Source organism: Streptomyces sp. NPDC050448 (genome assembly GCF_040655295.1).
Lineage (GTDB): Bacteria > Actinomycetota > Actinomycetes > Streptomycetales > Streptomycetaceae > Streptomyces.
On the sequence record NZ_JBFAJR010000016.1, the window covers coordinates 1 to 14,528 of the forward strand.

At 70.1% G+C, this 14,528-nt stretch carries 12 protein-coding genes; 4 read left to right on the top strand and 8 right to left on the bottom strand.

Annotated elements, in window-relative coordinates; genetic code table 11:
* Positions 1–197: 197 nt before the first annotated feature.
* From AB0I68_RS19985 to AB0I68_RS20020, 8 genes are all read right to left on the bottom strand, one after another.
* The gene (locus AB0I68_RS19985) at positions 198–779 is read right to left on the bottom strand and encodes an ATP/GTP-binding protein (protein WP_037792108.1); all 582 of its coding nucleotides are present in this window, start codon (positions 777–779) and stop codon (positions 198–200) included.
* A complete protein-coding gene (locus AB0I68_RS19990; protein WP_363178667.1) occupies positions 760–1,320 on the bottom strand; it encodes a DUF742 domain-containing protein in 561 nt (186 codons plus the stop codon). Before AB0I68_RS19990 ends, AB0I68_RS19985 begins: the two co-directional genes overlap by 20 nt.
* 93 nt (positions 1,321–1,413) lie before the next feature.
* A complete protein-coding gene (locus tag AB0I68_RS19995; RefSeq protein ID WP_008739857.1) occupies positions 1,414–1,827 on the bottom strand; it encodes a roadblock/LC7 domain-containing protein in 414 nt (137 codons plus the stop codon).
* A 10-nt stretch (positions 1,828–1,837) separates the two neighbouring features.
* Complete coding sequence (locus AB0I68_RS20000) at positions 1,838–5,038, bottom strand: nitrate- and nitrite sensing domain-containing protein (RefSeq protein WP_363178668.1); 3,201 nt, start codon at positions 5,036–5,038, stop codon at positions 1,838–1,840.
* A gap of 334 nt (positions 5,039–5,372) precedes the next feature.
* A complete protein-coding gene (locus AB0I68_RS20005; protein WP_048475966.1) occupies positions 5,373–5,954 on the bottom strand; it encodes an ATP/GTP-binding protein in 582 nt (193 codons plus the stop codon).
* Positions 5,935–6,330: a DUF742 domain-containing protein gene (locus tag AB0I68_RS20010; protein WP_030162861.1), complete on the bottom strand. Its 396-nt coding sequence runs from the start codon at positions 6,328–6,330 to the stop codon at positions 5,935–5,937. The genes AB0I68_RS20005 and AB0I68_RS20010 overlap by 20 nt, the downstream gene beginning before the upstream one ends.
* Before the next feature lie 151 nt (positions 6,331–6,481).
* The gene (locus AB0I68_RS20015; protein WP_008739864.1) at positions 6,482–6,895 is read right to left on the bottom strand and encodes a roadblock/LC7 domain-containing protein; all 414 of its coding nucleotides are present in this window, start codon (positions 6,893–6,895) and stop codon (positions 6,482–6,484) included.
* A 9-nt stretch (positions 6,896–6,904) separates the two neighbouring features.
* The gene (locus AB0I68_RS20020; protein WP_363178669.1) at positions 6,905–10,597 is read right to left on the bottom strand and encodes a nitrate- and nitrite sensing domain-containing protein; all 3,693 of its coding nucleotides are present in this window, start codon (positions 10,595–10,597) and stop codon (positions 6,905–6,907) included.
* Positions 10,598–11,164: 567 nt separating this feature from the next.
* Between AB0I68_RS20020 and AB0I68_RS20025 the strand changes: the two genes are divergently transcribed.
* From AB0I68_RS20025 to AB0I68_RS20040, 4 genes are all read left to right on the top strand, one after another.
* On the top strand, positions 11,165–11,347 hold the full coding sequence (locus AB0I68_RS20025) for a hypothetical protein (protein WP_363178670.1): 183 nt from the start codon (positions 11,165–11,167) through the stop codon (positions 11,345–11,347).
* Positions 11,348–11,444: 97 nt separating this feature from the next.
* On the top strand, positions 11,445–12,251 hold the full coding sequence (locus AB0I68_RS20030; protein WP_363178671.1) for a fumarylacetoacetate hydrolase family protein: 807 nt from the start codon (positions 11,445–11,447) through the stop codon (positions 12,249–12,251).
* Positions 12,244–13,719 carry a glutamate--tRNA ligase gene (gltX, locus tag AB0I68_RS20035; RefSeq protein WP_363178672.1) on the top strand — a complete coding sequence of 492 codons (1,476 nt, stop codon included), beginning with the start codon at positions 12,244–12,246 and terminating at the stop codon, positions 13,717–13,719. Before AB0I68_RS20030 ends, gltX begins: the two co-directional genes overlap by 8 nt.
* Before the next feature lie 124 nt (positions 13,720–13,843).
* The gene (locus AB0I68_RS20040; RefSeq protein ID WP_363178673.1) at positions 13,844–14,518 is read left to right on the top strand and encodes a DUF4241 domain-containing protein; all 675 of its coding nucleotides are present in this window, start codon (positions 13,844–13,846) and stop codon (positions 14,516–14,518) included.
* Positions 14,519–14,528 lie beyond the last annotated feature (10 nt).

Consider the following 14,528-nt stretch of genomic DNA (forward strand, 5'->3'; position numbering starts at 1 on the left):
GCGGACCCCGATCCCCGCAGGGATCGAAGTCCGCAACCGGTGAGGCGGCCGTCGGCCGTTCTGCAGCCGTGGAGGTACGACGCAGCCCGGATCGTCCGGCGCCGCGCTCATGGCCCACCTCGGGCCGTTGAAACCGGAACGCCGGGACCCGTGACGGGTCCCGGCGTTCCGGACAGAGAGGGGCTGCCTCGTGGCGCCTACCGCAGTCGGGCCATGAGGGCGTGCTCGACGAGCGTGATGAGCGCGCTCTTGGCGTCCGCGCGGTGGCGGGCGTCGGTGGTGATGATCGGAGCGTCCGGGCCGATCTGCAGGGCCTCGCGGACTTCCTCCGGGGTGTAGGGCTGGTGCCCGTCGAAGCCGTTGAGGGCGATGACGAACGGCAGCCCGCTGTTCTCGAAGTAGTCGACCGCGGGGAAGCAGTCGGCGAGCCGGCGGGTGTCGACGAGGACGACGGCGCCGATGGCGCCGCGGACGAGGTCGTCCCACATGAACCAGAAGCGGTCCTGACCGGGAGTACCGAAGAGGTACAGGATCAGGTCCTGGTCCAGGGTGATGCGGCCGAAGTCCATGGCGACCGTGGTGGTCGTCTTGTCCCCGGTGTGGGTCAGATCGTCGATGCCGGCGGACGCGGACGTCATGACGGCTTCGGTGCGCAGCGGGTTGATCTCGGAGACCGCGCCGACGAACGTGGTCTTGCCCACGCCGAAGCCGCCCGCCACCACGATCTTCGCGGAGGTGGTAGAGCGAGCCGCTCCGCCGTTAGAGCTTGCGAAGTCCACTGAGCACCCTTTCGAGCAGTGTCACATCTGGCTGGCCACCGGCAGACTCGTCGCCGCCGGGCTGGTGAATGGCGACAAGGCCCGCCTCCGCCAGGTCGGCGACGAGGATGCGGGCGACACCAAGAGGAATGGAGAGAAGTGCCGAGATCTCCGCGACGGATTTGATCTCCTGGCACAGACGGCAGATGCGCTGGTGCTCGGGCAACTGCCCTTGCAGCCGCGCGGGATCGGCCGTGGTACTGACCAGCGCCTCGATGGCGAGCTGGTAGCGCGGCCGGGTACGGCCGCCGGTCATTGCGTACGGGCGCACCAGCGGGTTGTGGGCCTTGGGGGCCTGCTGCTGCGAACCCCGGCGGGGCTGCTGCGACTGCCGGTGAGGCGGCTGGACCTGCTGGGGCTGGCCGTACGGCTGCTGCTGGTAGGGATTGTGCTCCGGCGCGGGCCGGCTGGGAGCGGAGGGGAAGTTGAAGCGGTTCTGGTCGTGCTGCCCACCCTGCGGCTGCTGCGCGCCGCCATAAGGATGACCTCCGGGTGTTGTCACGTTTCCTCCTCCGACTCCAAGAACGCAGTACTCCCTGTGGAACCGCGCCACCGCACCCTATGGTGCGATGACGCGAAACGCACTGCCTGTTTGCTAGTTGAGAAGACTTCCCTGCAGCTCCGAGCGCAGTTCCGGAGTGAGGACACTGCCTGCTCGGTCCACGAGGAGGGCCATCTCGTAGCCCACGAGGCCGATGTCGCACTCGGGGTGCGCGAGCACCGCGAGCGAGGATCCGTCCGAGACGGACATGAGGAAGAGGAATCCCCGGTCCATCTCGACCACGGTCTGGTTGACGGCGCCGCCCTCGAAGATGCGGGAGGCTCCTGCGGTCAGCGACGTCAGACCGGAGGCCACGGCCGCCAGCTGATCGGCGCGGTCGCGCGGGAATCCGTCGGACATCGCCAGAAGAAGGCCGTCGGCGGAGACCACCACCGTGTGGGACACCCCGGGGGTGTTGTCCACGAAGTTGGTGATCAACCAGTTCAGGTTCTGTGCCGCCTGGCTCATCGGGCTCACACTAACGCTCCTGGTCATAGCTGTTACTTGACTGCTCAGAACCCGCGCTGCGTCCTTGCTGGACACCGCGCCGCAGGTTGCTCAACCTGCCACGGACGTCCTCCGGTGCGCGGGAGACCTGGGGGCCGCCCTGCGGGGTCGTCTCCGCCGCACCCTCGACCAGGTTGGCCTTGGGCACGCGCCGAGGGAGACCGGACGGGGTGACCCCGCCCGCCTTCGGCTCACGGAGTTTGGCGGCCTGCTGCCAGCGCTCGTCGTTGTTCGAGCGCCAGGCGTTGCTGCCTTCCTCGTCCCGCTCCGGGGCGGCGGGCTGCTGCTGTCGCTGCGGCCGCTGCTCGAAGAGGGATCCGGTGGACTCCGCTTCCTTCCGTGCCGGCTGCCACTGCTGCTGGCTGCCGCGGCGCGGCAGGCCCGCTCCGGTCACTTCGTGGCCGGTGTCGGCAGCGGCGCCCGGACGGTCGAAGCCTACGCGCTCCGGCGCGGGTTCGGGAGCGGCCGGGGGTTCCGATTCGGTCCCGTATCCCTGCTGGTAGCCGCCGGAGAACGTGTTCTGCTCGGGCCACTCGGCCTGCTGGGACTGGGATTCGTAGCCGCCGTCGTACGCCTGGGTGCCCTGCTGCCCATCCTGGTAGCCGGCCTCCGGATAGGCGTAGTCCTGCTGCGGGTACGCCTCGTAGCCCTGCTGGGATCCGTGGACCTGCCGGGAATCGTACGCGGTGTCGTAACCCTGCTCGGGCTGCTGCTCGTAGTCCTGGTACTGCTGGTACCCGTGCTCCGGCTGGGGTTCCGCATACTCCTGTTCGGAGTACTCGGCCTGCTGCTCCTGCCCGTAGCCCACCTGGGCCTCGAGCGCGGCCCGGCGCTCCTGGTGGGCCAGGGAGCGGCCTACCGGGTCCAGCCCGGTGCCGTCGCCGCCGTGGTTGTCGACCCCTCTGACGTCGTACCTGGAGTCGTCGAAGCCGAGCTCGGCGGCCGTGCGCATCGGGACGCTCTGCTGCGCCGGCTGCTGCGGGATCATCGACGAGACGGTGAAGTCGTCGTCCGGGATCCCCTCGCCACCACCACCGTGGGTGATCGCGTCGGGCAGCATGACCAGCGACGTGGTGCCGGCCGCCTCGCCCGAGGGGCGCAGCTGGACCCGGATGTTGTGGCGGTCCGCCAGCCGGCCGACCACGAAGAGGCCCATGCGCTGGGAGATCGCGGCGTCCACGGTCGGCGGGTTGGCCAGCTTGTGGTTGATGTCCGCGAAGTCCTCGGCGGTGAGGCCGATGCCCTTGTCGTGGATCTCGACCATGACGCGGCCGTCGGGCAGACGCGTGGCGTTGACGCGGACCTTGGTCTGCGGGGAGGAGAACGTGGTGGCGTTCTCCAGGAGCTCGGCGAGCAGGTGCACGAGGTCGGTCACGGCCTGGCCGTGGATCTCGGCCTCGGAGACGCCCGAGAGCTCGATGCGCTCGTACTGCTCCACCTCGGAGGAGGCGGCGCGCAGGACGTCGACGAGGGGGACCGGCTGGTCCCAGCGGCGGCCCGGCTCCTCACCCGCGAGGATGAGGAGGTTCTCGCCGTTGCGGCGCATACGGGTGGCCAGGTGGTCCAGGCGGAAGAGGTTCTCCAGCTGGTCCGGGTCGGCCTCGTTGTTCTCCAGGTCGGTGATGAGGGTCAGCTGGCCCTCGATCAGCGACTGGTTGCGTATCGAGAGGTTCGTGAAGATCGCGTTGACGTTCCCTCGCAGGAGCGCCTGCTCGGCGGCGAGCCGGACCGCTTCCCGGTGGACCTGGTCGAAGGCGCGGGCGACCTCGCCGATCTCGTCCTGGGAATTGATCGGGATCGGCGCGACACGGGTGTCGACCTTGCCCGGGTCGGTGCGCGAGAGCTGGTCGACGAGCATCGGCAGGCGCTGCTCGGCGACGTCGAAGGCGGCGGACCGCAGCCGGCGCATCGAGCGGCTCATCTGGCGGGCCATCATGCCGGCCAGGATGAAGGCGGCGAGCAGGGCCACGACCACGATGGCGCCGGTCCAGATGGCGTCGTTGCGGGCCGAGTCGGAGACCGCGACGGAGTCGTTGACGGCCTTGGCGAGGAGGTCGTTCTCGACCTCGGCGTAGCCCTCGAACTTGGCGGTGGCCGCGGCCTGCCAGGCCTGCGGCGTGGTCCCGGAGGCGGCGAGCTTGGTCTTGTCGGTGCCGCTGGCTATCGCCTCGGTCATGCCGGTGAGCACGGAGTGGTCGGCCCCCTGGGGCGGAGCCTTGAAGACGGTGCCGGCCTGCTCGGCCTGCTGCTTGGCCAGCGCGAGCTTGGCGGCACCCTCCTGCGACTTCTTGCCCATGACCTCCTTGAGGCGGTTCACGTCGTCCTCGGTACCGGCCGCGACGTACTCGCCGATGGCGATGTCCTCGAGGTAGGCGTACGAGGAGAAGGCGACGAGCTGGGCCTTGCGGACCTGTTCGTTCTCGTTGGGGCGGACCAGCAGGTGGGTGCCGACCGAGCGCTGGAGCGAATTGGCGGCCTTGGCCAGCTCGACCGCGTAGACCATGCGGCCGTAGCTGGTCACGTTGCCGGTGCCCAGGCCGAGTTCGTTGGAGAACGTCATGAGGTAGTGCTGGATCAGCACGTACCCCTCTTCGGTCGGGATGGGGCCGAGCGCGCTGGGCGGGTTCTTCCGGTCCGTCTCCTGCGCGGTGTAGGCCGTCTGCCGGATGGCCGCGAGCTTGGGCTCCTCCTGCCGGAAGAGCTCCAGGCGGCGCGCGAGGCTCTGGTTGTCCGGGAGGTTCTTGGCGGCCTCGGCGAACTTGGCCTTGGCCGTGTCCGTGGCGGCGCGGGCCTTCGCGACGTTCGCGTTGTTGACGTCGCCCTTGAGGAGCGGCTCGGCCGTGAGGTCGCGCTCGTTGAGCAGGGCCTGGCCGTATTCGGCTGCCGCCTGGACGATGCGGGCCGTCTTCTCGGCGTCCTTGGCCTCGTTCCAGCTGTCGACGGAGCCCTTCACCTGGAAGCCGCCCATGACCAGTCCGACGAGGACGGGGACGAGCAGGATGGCGTTCAGCTTGGTCGGCACGCGCCAGTTGCGGGGCGAGAACCTGCTGGTGCTGCCGCTCTTCGCCGGCGGGTCGACGGGTACGTCGACGGGCGACGTGCCCGCGCGCTGCGGCGGGGTGAAGTTGCCACGCGCGGGTTCATCCGCGGGGCTCGAGTTGCTTCGCCTCACTCGACCAACAACCTCTCGGCGGTGCTACTAGCTAGTTAGTTGAATTCCAGCACGGTTAACGGCCGTGTTCCAAACAGTTGGAACCAGCCATTCCCAGAACCTTATGGCACGCATAAACCGGACATAAAGAGCGAGCTGCGGCTAAAGGGGAGCCTGTTGTGAGCGCAGCGGCACCGACCGACCGCACCCTGTGTCCGACTGGGGGCAATTCACTGTCGAAACGTTATGAACCGAGAAGGCGGGCCGTGTCGTAGGACACAGCCCGCCTCTCTCACGTTGTGAAGAACCCGTGGTACTTGAGTGGTGCCTCTTGAGCCGCGTGACTCGCGTCGTGTTACTTGAGTCGGGCCATGAGGGCGTGCTCGACCAGCGTGATGAGCGCGCTCTTGGCGTCCGCCCGGTGGCGGGCGTCGGTGGTGATGATCGGAGCGTCCGGGCCGATCTGCAGGGCCTCGCGGACTTCCTCCGGGGTGTAAGGCTGGTGTCCCTCGAAGCCGTTGAGGGCCACGACGAACGGCAGCCCGCTGTTCTCGAAGTAGTCGACCGCCGGGAAGCAGTCGGCGAGCCGGCGGGTGTCGACGAGCACGATCGCACCGATGGCACCACGGACGAGGTCGTCCCACATGAACCAGAAGCGGTCCTGACCGGGGGTACCGAAGAGGTACAGGATCAGGTCCTGGTCCAGGGTGATGCGGCCGAAGTCCATGGCGACCGTGGTGGTCGTCTTGTCCCCGGTGTGGGTCAGATCGTCGATGCCGGCGGACGCGGACGTCATGACGGCTTCGGTGCGCAGCGGATTGATCTCCGAGACGGCCCCGACGAACGTGGTCTTGCCCACGCCGAACCCGCCCGCCACCACGATCTTCGCGGAGGTGGTGGAGCGGGCGGTTCCGCCATTAGAGCTTGCGAAGTCCACTGAGCACCCTTTCGAGCAGCGTTACATCCGGCGTGCCGCCGGCCTCTCCATTGCCCGGCTGGTGGATGGCCACCATTCCGGCCTCGGCCAGGTCGGCGACGAGGATCCGGGCGACACCGAGCGGCATCGACAGCAGTGCGGAGACCTCCGCGACCGACTTGACCTCGCGGCACAGCGTGCAGATGCGCTGGTGCTCGGGAAGCAGGCCGGACAGGTGCATCGGATCGGCCGTGGTGCTGACCAGCGCCTCGATGGCGAGCTGGTAGCGCGGCCGGGTCCGTCCGCCGGTCATCGCGTACGGGCGAACGAGCGGCTGGTCGCCTTCCGAGTACGACGAATCGCCGTACGCATCGGAGTAGGCGGGGGGCGGGGTCATTGATCCTCCGGGCTGGACAGCAGTGGTCAGCGTGCCGTCTGACGGGGCGGCCGGTGGGGGGACGGGATGACGGCCTGGCGGTGGTACTGGGTTCCGGGGCTGGTGCCCCGGTCCCCCGGCCGGAAGTACCGTCCGGCCGGGAGATGTGGCGTCAGATGAGCAGGCTTCCCTGTAGCTCCGCGCGCAGGTCCGGGGTGAGGACGCTGCCCGCTCGGTCCACGAGGAGGGCCATCTCGTAGCCCACGAGGCCGATGTCGCACTCGGGGTGCGCGAGAACGGCCAGCGAGGATCCGTCCGAGACGGACATGAGGAAGAGGAATCCCCGGTCCATCTCGACCACGGTCTGGTTGACGGCGCCGCCCTCGAAGATGCGGGAGGCTCCTGCGGTCAGCGACGTCAGACCGGAGGCCACGGCCGCCAGCTGATCGGCGCGGTCCCGGGGAAAGCCTTCGGACATCGCCAGAAGGAGGCCGTCGGCGGAGACCACCACCGTGTGGGACACCCCGGGGGTGTTGTCCACGAAGTTGGTGATCAACCAGTTCAGGTTCTGTGCCGCCTGGCTCATCGAACTCAACTAACGCTCCTGCTGGTAAGTGGGGTCGATGTGGTGACTGCCGGTCGCCGGGCCGTTGTTGCCGGCCTGACGGCCCTGCTGGATACCCCGTCGGAGGTTGGTCAGACGGCCGCGGACGTCGTCCGGTGCTCGCGAGACCTGCGGGCCCGACTGTGCGTCGGCCTGCTGCTGCGCGGTGCCGGCCACGAGGTTCGCCCGCGGTACCCGGCGGGGCAGCCCCGAGGTGGTGATGCCGCCGGCGGCGGGCTGGCGCACGCGCTCGGCCTGCCGCATCAGCTCGTCGTTCGGCGAGGACCGCCAGCTGACGGTCGGCGAGCTGCCGGTCGCCGCCTGGGCGGGATCGGCCGCGTGCTCCTGGCCGCGCTGCGGCAGCGGCTGCTGCGGGCGCTGCTGGGAAGCCGGAGCCGACTGCTGCGGCTGCTGGGGTGCGGCCGGTGCCTGACCGGAGGACTGCTGGCCCTCCTGGTGGAACCAGTTCGACTCCAGCGTGTCGAAGATCGGGCTGCGCTCGTTGCCGAGGCTCGGGGCCGGCGGCAGCGCCTCCGGCTGGGGAGCCTGCGGCAGCTGCGGGGCCTGGGCCTGCTGCTGGGCGAATCCGCCGACACCGGGGCCGCCGGGCCGCGGGGCCTGGTAGTCCGGCCGGGCGAACTGGCCGGTGGCGGACGGGTCCGCCGGACCGTGCAGCTCCGGGCGCTCGAACTGCCCGGTGGTGGACATGTTCTGGCCGGCCGTGGGCAGCGGGGCCCGCATGTCGGGACGCTCGAACTGGCCGGTGGTGCTGTTGCCGGCCGGCGGACGCGGGGCGTTGAAGTCCGGACGGGGGAACTCGGCCGTCGAACCGGGGCCCGAGAGCTCGTCGTGGCCGCGCGGGACCTCCTGGCCGCCGCCGCGCGCCGGGTCGGCGCCCCAGCTGGTGGTCTGCGGGATCCCGGCGGGGCCGCCGCCCGCACCCGGAAGCTCCGGACGGGAGGCGCCACCGCGCGGCGGCAGCTGCGGCCGGCCGCCGCGCGGAGCCGGGGCGGCGGGTGCCTGCGCCGAGGGGACCGGGCCCGTCGGGGCGGGCTGCTGCGGCCGCTCGAAGCCGTTGCCCTGCGGGAATCCGGCCTGGCCGGAGGCCGTGGGCATCGGACGGGACAGGGGACCGCCGGCCGGACCGCGGCCGGGCAGCGGAGCACCGCCGCCGAAGGCACCCTGGCCCTGGCCGGTCGGAGCGCCCGGCATGCCCTGCGGACGCCCGCCGGGCGCGCCCTGCTGCGGACGCGCGCCGGGACCGCCCTGCAGGCCCTGCGGACCGGGGCCGCCGTCGCGTCCCGGCAGCGCGGCACGCTGGCCGCCGCCGGAGACCTGGCCGCGCTGCGGGCCGGCACCCATGGGCTGGCGTGCGCCGCCGCCCGGGACGGAGCCCTGTGCGGAAGCACCCGGCATGCCCTGCTGACCGCCGGAGCCCGGACCACCGGGACCGCCCTGGCCCGGCATCGGACCCGGCTTCTTGCCGCCCTGGGCGACGTCCACCGGGAGCATGACGAGGGCCGTCGTGCCGCCCGAGTCGGACGGGCGCAGCTGGATGCGGATGCCGTGTCGCAGGGACAGGCGGCCGACCACGAACAGGCCCATGCGGCGGGAGACGGAGACGTCCACGGTCGGCGGCGACGCGAGGCGCTCGTTGATCGCGGCGAGGTCCTCGGGGGAGAGGCCGATGCCGGTGTCGTGGATCTCGACGAGCACGCGGCCGTCGGGCAGCGCGTGACCGGTGACCTTGACCTTGGTCTGCGGGGAGGAGAACGAGGTGGCGTTCTCCAGCAGCTCTGCGAGGAGGTGTACGAGGTCGTTGACGACGCGGCCGGCGACGTCGGTGCCGGGCACCGACGCGAGTTCGATGCGCTCGTACTGCTCCACCTCGGACGCGGCGGCGCGGAGCACGTCGACGAGCGGGACGGGGCGGGTCCACCGGCGGCCCGGCTCCTCGCCCGCGAGGACGAGGAGGTTTTCGCCGTTACGGCGCATACGGGTCGCGAGGTGGTCGAGCTTGAAGAGCGAGGACAGCTGGTCCGGGTCGGCCTCGCGCGACTCGAGCTCGGAGATGAGCGAGAGCTGGCGCTGGATGAGACCCTGCGAGCGGCGCGAGAGGTTGGTGAACATCGCGTTGACGTTGCCCCGGAGGAGGGCCTGCTCGGCGGCGAGGCGGACGGCCTCGCGGTGCACGTCGTCGAAGGCCGCGGCCACCTGGCCGATCTCGTCGCGGGTGTGCAGACCGACCGACTCCACGGACGTGTCCACGTCCTGCGGGTCGGACTCGGACAGCTGCTTGACGAGCTCGGGCAGTCGGTCCTGGGCGACCCGGGTCGCGGTGTCCTGCAGGCGGCGCAGCGAGCGGATCATCGACCGCGCCATGACGAAGGCACCGACGAGGGAGACACCGAGGACGAGGAGGATCAGGGCACCGTTGATGATGGCGTCCTGCTGCGAGGAGTTCTTGAGCTCGCGGGCCTTCTGCTCCATGTCCTCGAGCAGGGTCAGCTCGATCTGCTTCATCGCCTGGACTTTGGTGTCGTCCGCGTCGTACCAGTCCAGCCAGGAGCGGTACTGCGTCTCCTTGGCGAACTGCCCCTGGGTCGACAGGACGCGGCGGGTGTAGTGGTCGGCCTTGCCGATCTCCGCGTTGCCGTCGCCGAGCACCGCGAGGAGTTCCTCGGGCTTGCCCTGGTAGACGAGTTCGAAGGTCTTCTTCGCCTGGCTCTCGCCGCGGAGCGCGGCGAGGGCGTACAGGCGGTCGTTCTCGGAGAGCGTGCCGACGCGTTCGCCGCTGTCGGGGAGGGAGGCGGCGATGACGGCGCGCTGGATCGAGGCGTACTCCTTGGCGGAGGAGAAGGCCGCCAGGGCGCGCGTACGCTTGATCATCTCCGGGCTGGAGGTGGCCTGCGCCATGTCCTGGGAGAGCGAGAGCAGGGAGACGATCAGCGCGTTGTACTCGGTGACGGTCTGCTGGGCGCTGTTCCGGTACGCGTTCTTGCGGATTTCCTCGATGCCGGTGAGCTGGCGGCCGATCTGCAGGATGTTGTTGCGGATCGACTTGAGGGTCTCGTCCTTGTCCTCCGCGCTGTCGACCTTGTCGGTCGCGGCGGCGAAGGCTTTGGCTGCGGCGTCGGTCTGGTCGCGGACACCCTGGACGAGGCTGTTGGGCTTGGCCGACTGCGGAGCCCCCTTGTCCCGCTCCTCCTTGAGCGCGGCCGACAGCGGACCCGCCGACTTGTCCCGCTCCTCCTGGAGCATGGCGGCCAGGTTGGTGGCCTGCCGGGTCATCGTCGTCAGCAGCTGCATGTGCTCCAGCTGCGCGATGTCGTTGAGGGAGTCGTTGATACGGAAGCCACCGAGCGTGGTGGCGGCGACGACGGGCAGGGTCAGCAGCGACACGAGTCGCGTGCTGATGCGCCAGTTGTGCATGGCGAGGCGCGAACCGGGCCCGCTAGGGGCCTTCGGTATCGCCGCGTCCTTGTCCGCCGGCTCTTCGCTCTTCGCCTTGCCCCGGGGCTTGAGGCGTGCCTTCGCCTTCACCGTGGTGGAGGAGTCGGAGCCTGCGCCTTCGACAGCCGGCCCGCGGTTCTGGGCGTGCTGGGGCGAGGAGCCACGGTCGGTCCCGCCGCGCGGCTCCTGCTCCGCCGCAGCGCTGCCATCCCTCTTGAATCGTCCCTGCACTAGCGTCGCAACCTCTGGACCAGGCGTCCCGCCGGGCGACCGGTGGGACGGTGTCGAGTCGTGGGGCATTTCGGCCCCATGGTGGTCGTCGGTGACCGGCGCGTCTCCCTCTCCTTGCCGCCGCGCGCGACGCTGTTGTCGCGCCACCTGCGCGCCGGCTGTTTCCCGCGGCGGTCCCGCGAATTCCAGCACAGTGGCGGATCTCCAACAAGGTGCGCGTGTCGGCCCGGAAGATCGGTGACGGCACGTGACGGGAGGGCTACGCGATGTGGTCCGCCTTTCGGGATGAATCGGACTTACGCCATCCAAACGCGGTGGCTGGCAAGGTGTCCCAGTCGAGATGATCAGGAGCGGAATGGCTGATTCAGTGGCGCAATGTCCGTTTCGCCGCCCGAAATTAGCTGTCCATTATGCCGGTATTGCCCGGTCGCGGGTGAGCAAACTCACACGGTCGTGGCCATTACTTCCCGGTTGAGCCGGGGAATCGGATGTTTAGCCTTGCCCTTTACAGGGTTGACGGATCCGACAACCCCCCACCCCACAACCGAGCCGAGGGCCCGAGACACCGTGAAGACGACGATGATGTTCCGCAACATAGCCAACCCCCGCCGCACCACCCTCGCGCACCTCAAGGACGCCGAGGAGCTGCAGGCGACCGAGGCTCCGGAGCACGCCGTCGAGCTGCCCTCCCAGACCGCGAACCCGCGCCGCACGATCCTGATGGACGCGCCGGTCGCCGCCGCCCAGTAGGCCACTCGGGAAAAGGAGCGCGAAGCGCCGCTGCCCGCCCGTTAGCCTGGGGACGCAGACTCCAGCCAGCGGAAATACAGAGGGGCAGACGCAACACGTGCGCATCGCCAGGTTCTCCATCGACGGCAATGTCGCGTTCGGCGCGGTCGAGGGCAGCACTGCCCCCGGCGCCGAGGGTGAGCTCGTCCTCGACATCATCAAGGGCATTCCGTTCGCGGACTTCGAGCTCTCCGGCACGAAGGTCCCGCTGAGCAAGGTCCGGCTGCTGCCGCCCGTGCTCCCGAACAAGGTCGTGGCCATCGGCCGCAACTACGCGGAGCACGCGGCAGAGCTCGGCAACGCCATCTTTGACGATCAAGGCCGTCCTGAGGCGCCGATCACCTTCTTCAAGCCCTCCACCTCGGTGGTCGGCCCGGGCGACCCGATCGCGTACCCCTCCTTTTCCCAGGACCTCCACCACGAGGCGGAACTCGCCGTGGTCATCGGCCGCATGTGCCGAGAGGTCCCGAAGGAGCGCGTCAAGGACGTGATCCTCGGCTACACCTGCGCCAACGACGTCACCGCGCGCGATGTCCAGCAGCGCGAGAAGCAGTGGGCCCGGGCCAAGGGCTTCGACAGCTCCTGCCCCCTCGGCCCCTGGATCGAGACCGACCTCGACCCGAGCGACCTGACCATCCAGTGCACCGTCAACGGCGAACAGCGCCAGCTCGGCCGCACCAGCGACATGGTCCGCTCCATCGAGGACCTGATCGTCCACATCACCGAGGCCATGACACTGCTCCCCGGCGACGTCATCCTCACGGGGACCCCGGCCGGAGTCGGCCCCCTCAACGTCGGCGACGAGGTCGCCGTCACCATCGAAGGCATCGGCACTCTCACCAACAAGGTGATCAAGCGTGGCTAACGCGAACGTCCGCGTACGTTTCTGTCCCTCCCCGACCGGCAACCCCCACGTGGGCCTGGTCCGGACCGCCCTCTTCAACTGGGCGTTCGCCCGCCACCACGGCGGTACGTTCGTCTTCCGCATCGAGGACACCGACGCGGCCCGCGACTCCGAGGAGTCGTACGACCAGCTGCTCGACTCGCTGCGCTGGCTCGGCTTCACCTGGGACGAGGGCCCCGAGGTGGGCGGCCCGCACGCCCCGTACCGCCAGTCGCAGCGCATGGAGATCTACGCGGACGTCGCCCAGCGCCTGCGCGACGGCGGCTACGCGTACGACTGCTACTGCACCACCGAGGAGCTGGACGCGCGCCGCGCCGCCGCCCGCGCCGCCGGCAAGCCCTCCGGCTACGACGGCCACTGCCGCGAGCTGACCCGTGTGCAGCTGGAGGCGTTCCAGGGCGAGCACCGCTCCTCGATCGTCCGCTTCCGGATGCCCGACGAGCCGATCACCTTCACCGACCTGGTCCGCGGCGAGCTGACCTTCACCCCGGAGAACGTGTCGGACTTCGGCATCCTGCGGGCCAACGGCGCACCGCTGTACACGCTGGTCAACCCGGTCGACGACGCGCTGATGCAGATCACCCACGTGCTGCGCGGCGAGGACCTGCTGTCCTCCACCCCGCGCCAGATCGCGCTGTACAAGGCGCTGATCGAGCTCGGGGTCGCCACCGGCGTCCCGGAGTTCGGTCACCTGCCGTACGTCATGGGCGAGGGCAACAAGAAGCTCTCCAAGCGCGACCCGGAGAGCTCGCTCAACCTGTACCGCGAGCGCGGCTTCCTCCCCGAGGGCCTGCTGAACTACCTCTCGCTCCTCGGCTGGTCCTTCTCCAAGGACCAGGACATCTTCTCGATCGAGGAGATGGTGGCGAAGTTCGACATCCCGGACGTGAACGCCAACCCGGCGCGCTTCGACATCAAGAAGGCCGAGTCGATCAACGCCGACCACATCCGCCTGCTGGACCCGAAGGCCTTCGCGGACGCCTGCGCCCCGTGGCTGCAGGCCCCGCACGCCAACTGGGAGCCGGCGGACTTCGACGCGGAGGCCTGGGCGGCCATCGCGCCGTACGCCCAGACCCGCGTGACCGTCCTGTCGGACATCACCGCCAACGTCGACTTCCTCTTCCGCAAGGAGCCGGTCGAGGACCAGGCGTCCTGGGACAAGGCGATGAAGGGCGAGCCGGCGGCCCTGCTGACCACCGCCCGCGCGCACCTGGACGCGGCCGACTGGAGCGACCCCGAGTCCCTCAAGCAGGCCGTCCTGACCGCCGGCGAGGCCCACGGCCTCAAGCTCGGCAAGGCCCAGGCCCCGGTCCGCGTGGCCGTCACCGGCCGCACCGTCGGCCTGCCGCTCTTCGAGTCCCTGCAGATCCTGGGCAAGGAGCGCTCGCTGTCCCGCATCGACGCGGCCCTGGCCAAGCTCGCCGCGTAGGCACCGCCCAGTACGTCCCTCGGGGGGCGGCAGCCGGATTCCCCGGCTGCCGCCCCCCGATGCGTTGTCAGCGGAGATCGCTAAGGTCCTCCCGTACTCGAAAACCCGTATGGAAGGCCCTGCCGTGCCGATCGCCGCCCCCGACTTCTCCTGGTTCTTCACGCCGGGCAGCACGTTCTCCTACGAGGAGGGCCCCACCGGGACGCTCTCGGTCGTCGACGGGGGCGAGCTGTGGCTGCCCACCGGCCGGGTGGTGGCCTGCGACCCCTTCATCGGCCTGGGCGGCGGCTACGTGTCGCCGTTCACCGCCGAGGCGGCTCCGGGCCGCTACCGGGTCGAGGTGGCCATGGCCACGCTGACCGAGCCCGGCGAGGCCCCGGCCGCCGACCCGCACTTGCGGGTGGCCGCCGCCCGCCTGGTGATCACCGACACTCCTGCGGTGACCTGGGAGCTCGCCGTGAAGGACGGCCAGGACCCCGCGGAGCTCGGCGAGGACGGGTTCTTCGGCTACGGCGTCGACGCGGGCACCGGCTCCTTCTACGACGCCGCGGCCGACGACTCCTTCCCCGACTGCGAGGGGGACGAAGGACCGCTCTGGGACGCCTTCGAGGCCGCCGGACACCGCGCGAGCGTCCACCTCGTCGAGGGGGAGAACGGCCACAATCTCGCCGCCTTCTCCTCCGGCTTCGGCGACGGCCACTACCCGACCTGGGTCGGCAGGGACGCCGCAGGCACCGTCACCTGCTTCGTCACCGATTTCTTCGTCGTTCCCGACGGACAGGCCCCCGTGATGTCGTAGCGTCGCAGGC

Excerpts from the sequence above, each read along its gene's own strand:
- AB0I68_RS19995 (WP_008739857.1), bottom strand. The coding sequence starts at position 1,827 with ATGAGCCAGGCGGCACAGAACCTGAACTGGTTGATCACCAACTTCGTG.
- AB0I68_RS20010 (WP_030162861.1), bottom strand. The coding sequence starts at position 6,330 with ATGACCCCGCCCCCCGCCTACTCCGATGCGTACGGCGATTCGTCGTAC.
- AB0I68_RS20015 (WP_008739864.1), bottom strand. The coding sequence starts at position 6,895 with ATGAGCCAGGCGGCACAGAACCTGAACTGGTTGATCACCAACTTCGTG.